Annotated in this window: 3 protein-coding genes; 2 read left to right on the top strand and 1 reads right to left on the bottom strand. The window is 64.0% G+C overall.

The genetic code is table 11. From position 1 onward, the window contains the following. The gene (locus tag WA702_RS14255; protein WP_425111179.1) at positions 1 to 759 is read left to right on the top strand and encodes a peptidase; all 759 of its coding nucleotides are present in this window, start codon (positions 1 to 3) and stop codon (positions 757 to 759) included. Positions 760 to 790: 31 nt separating this feature from the next. Continuing rightward, positions 791 to 1,546, top strand: coding sequence for an SDR family oxidoreductase (locus WA702_RS14250; protein ID WP_425111178.1), 756 nt, complete (start codon positions 791 to 793; stop codon positions 1,544 to 1,546). Positions 1,547 to 1,652: 106 nt separating this feature from the next. On the opposite strand, the gene WA702_RS14245 is transcribed toward WA702_RS14250, so the two are convergent. Further along, the gene (locus WA702_RS14245; RefSeq protein ID WP_425111177.1) at positions 1,653 to 2,876 is read right to left on the bottom strand and encodes an MFS transporter; all 1,224 of its coding nucleotides are present in this window, start codon (positions 2,874 to 2,876) and stop codon (positions 1,653 to 1,655) included. Between the last annotated feature and the right edge of the window lie 186 nt (positions 2,877 to 3,062).

The following is a 3,062-nucleotide window of genomic DNA, read 5'->3' as shown; positions in this document are numbered from 1 at the left end:
ATGACCTATTGCTGCGGAATTCTGGTGCGCGACGGCCTCGTCATGATCGCCGATACGAGGACCAATGCCGGTCTCGACAACGTCTCGACCTTCCGCAAGCTGCACATCTTCTCCAATCCGGGCGAGCGAATCCTGGCGATCGCCAGCGCCGGCAATCTCGCGGTCAGTCAGTCGGTGCTGTCGACCTTGACCGAGGGCATGGAAGATCCCGCCACCGGCGAGGTCGAGACCCTGATGAACGCCCCGACCATGTTCCAGGCCGCGCAGCGCATCGGCAAGGCCATTCGCGCGGTGCATGCCATGGAAGGACCGGCGCTGAAGGCCGAGGACATCTCCTTCGACGTCTCGTTCCTGTTCGGCGGCCAGATCAAGGGCGCGCGGATGCGGCTGTTCATGGTCTACACCGCTGGCAATTTCATCGAATGCACCACCGACACGCCGTATTTGCAGATCGGCGAGCACAAATACGGCAAGCCGGTGCTCGACCGCGCCATGCATTACGACGTCGAGCTTTATGACGCACTCAAAACCGGCCTGATCTCGATGGATTCGACGATGCGCTCCAATCTCGGCGTCGGCCTGCCGATCGACGTGCTGGTGGTGCGCGCCGATGTTTGCGAGGCAGATCTCAACCACCGCATCGAGGCCGGCGAACCCTACTTCCACGATTTGCGCTCGCGCTGGTCGGCGGCGCTGCGTGCCGCGCACAACAACATCCCGCGGCCGCCCTACAAGACCCAGAACGAATCAAAGCACTGAAACGAGAAACTGAAGGTAAAGGTGAGGAACAATGGCTCAGGCAAGTGAGAAGATCGCGTTGGTGACCGGCGCAGGAACGGGTGTGGGCCGTGCGGCGTCGCTGGCGCTGATGAACGCGGGCTTCACCGTGGTGCTCGTGGGTCGCCGCAAGGAGATGCTGGAAGAGACCGCCAAGCTCGGCATCGCAGGTAAGAGCCTGGTCGTCACAGCCGATATGACACAGCCCGACTCGATCTCAGCGCTGTTCGCCAAAGTCACGGAAACCTATGGCCGGCTCGATCTGTTGTTCAACAATGCCGGCATGGGCACGCCGGCGATGCCGTTCGAGAATCTGTCGCTCGAGCAATGGAGCCAGGTGGTCGCGACCAATTTGACGGCGCCGTTCCTGTGCACGCAGCACGCCTTCCGCATCATGAAGGACCAGACCCCGCGCGGCGGCCGCATCATCAACAACGGCTCGATCTCGGCACATGCGCCGCGGCCGTTCTCCTCGCCCTACACCTCGACCAAGCACGCCATCACCGGCCTTACCAAGGCCTCCAATCTGGACGGCCGCGCTTATGATATCGCGGTCGGCCAGATCGACATCGGCAATGCCGAGACGCCGATGACCGAGCGCATGGTCGGCGGCGTGATGCAGCCCGACGGCCGCATGATGCCGGAGCCGCGCATGGACGTGAAGGCGGTCGGCGACGCCGTGGCCTACATGGCCGGCCTGCCGCTCAGCGCCAACGTGCTCTTCATCACCGTGATGGCCAGCAAGATGCCGTTCGTCGGGAGGGGATAATACGGGGCTCGTCTCTCACCGTCATTGCGAGGAGCGACGCGACGAAGCAATCCAGACTTCCTTTCGGGCTCTGGATTGCTTTGCTTCGCTCGCAATGACGAGCTCTCTACTCCAGCCGCTCCACCTTGCGCAGGCTTGGAAACAGCTTCATCCACAATAGCGCCACTGCGACCGTGGCTGCGCCGCCGAGCACGGCGGCGGGCACGGTGCCGAGCAGCGCGGCGGTGACGCCGCTCTCGAACTGGCCGAGCTGATTGGAGGCGTTGATGAACAGGAAGTTGACCGCGCCGACCCGGCCGCGCATCTGGTTTGGCGTCGCGATCTGCACCAGCGAGAAGCGGATCACCACGCTGACGGTATCAGCGGCGCCGAGGATCGCGAGCGCGACCACCGACAGCCACATCGAGTGCGACAGCGCGAACACCACGGTTGCCGCGCCGAACACGATCACGGCCTGAAACATCCGCAAGCCGGCACGACGGCTGATGGTGTGCCGCGCCAGCACCGCGGTCATGACCAGCGCGCCGACCGCCGGCGCCGCGCGCAGGATGCCGAGCCCGAGCGGCCCGGCATCCAGGATGTCGCGAGCGTAGATCGGCAATAGCGCAACGACGCCGCCGAACAGCACCGCGAACAGATCGAGCGAGATGGTACCGAGGATGGCGGGATTGCTGCGGATGAAACGAACGCCGGCGAACAGATCCTTGCTGCTCGCATGCTCCTCAGCGGACGGCTGGTCCACCACGTCGATCAGACCGGTGAAGATCATGCCGCCCAGCCAGAACGCCACCATGATGCCGTAAGGCAGTCCCGGCGCCACCGCATAGGCGAAGCCGCCGAGCGCAGGTCCGGTGATGGTTGCAAGCTGAGCCGCGCCGCTGGAAAGCGCGCTCGCCCGTTGCAGGCTGCCTGAGGGTGCAATCAGCGGCAACAGTGCCGCGGTGGCCGGACTCTCGAACGCGCCGCCAATGCCGAGCATGAAGGTCGCGGCAAACAGCTGGGCTTCGGTCATGACGCCGGCATAAGAGCCCCAGCACAGATAGAGCGCGGTCAGTGCTTCCACGATCTGGCAGGCCTGCACCACGCGCCGGCGCCGATAGCGGTCGGCAGCGCTGCCGGCGACGAATACCAGAAGCGCAGTGGGCAGAAACTGGATCAGTCCGACCATGCCGAGATCGAAGGCGCGTCCAGTGAGATCGTACACCTGCCAGCCGATCGCCACCGCTGCAATCTGGCTGGAGAAGCGCGACAGGCTGCGCGAAAGCAGGAAGAACAAAAATGAGCTCTGCCGCAGCAGAGTGCTCGCGCCGATCGGCAATGTGGACGACATGATGGCCTGCGTGGCGCAAGCTCAGGTCGTTGTCAATGTGAGCTCTGACCGACGCGCATGGCATTGCGCTTTGCTGCGTACCGCGCTCATAATCCGCAAAGTTCGGGGGACTTATGCTGCAATTGCAATCGGCATTCGGCATCGCCGCCCTGCTCGCGATCGCCTGGGCGCTCGGCGAAAACCGCC

This window comes from Bradyrhizobium sp., from assembly GCF_049798375.1.
Taxonomy (GTDB): Bacteria; Pseudomonadota; Alphaproteobacteria; order Rhizobiales; family Xanthobacteraceae; genus Bradyrhizobium.
Note: the sequence above shows the minus strand (reverse complement) of the source record. Positions and strands in the feature narration are given on the sequence as shown.

Bases quoted from the DNA above. Each gene is read 5' to 3' on its own strand.
- WA702_RS14250 (WP_425111178.1), top strand. From the start codon at position 791: ATGGCTCAGGCAAGTGAGAAGATCGCGTTGGTGACCGGCGCAGGAACG.
- WA702_RS14245 (WP_425111177.1), bottom strand. From the start codon at position 2,876: ATGTCGTCCACATTGCCGATCGGCGCGAGCACTCTGCTGCGGCAGAGC.
- WA702_RS14255 (WP_425111179.1), top strand. From the start codon at position 1: ATGACCTATTGCTGCGGAATTCTGGTGCGCGACGGCCTCGTCATGATC.